This window comes from Exiguobacterium profundum (assembly GCF_001909285.1).
Lineage (GTDB): Bacteria > Bacillota > Bacilli > Exiguobacteriales > Exiguobacteriaceae > Exiguobacterium > Exiguobacterium profundum.
This window is the reverse complement of sequence record NZ_MRSV01000021.1, coordinates 1-227: the sequence shown is the minus strand read 5'-3', so window position 1 is coordinate 227 and position 227 is coordinate 1. Positions and strand designations below refer to the sequence as shown.

Genomic DNA, 227 nt, shown 5'->3' with positions numbered 1-227 from the left:
CCGCTAAGGAGTGTGTAACAACTCACCTGCCGAATGAACTAGCCCTGAAAATGGATGGCGCTGAAGCGTGTTGCCGATACTCAACCATCAGAGCAAATGCGAGGCTTTGATGAGTAGGAGGGCGTGATCGTTGCCTAGAAGTATTGGGCGTGAGCCTATATGGAGCAGCGATTAGTGCAGATCTTGGTGGTAGTAGCAAATATTCAAATGAGAACTTTGAAGACCGA

Annotated in this window: 1 rRNA gene; it reads left to right on the top strand. The window is 48.5% G+C overall.

Annotated elements, in window-relative coordinates:
• Positions 1 to 227, top strand: a 23S ribosomal RNA gene (locus BBB58_RS15260); the annotation flags it as partial.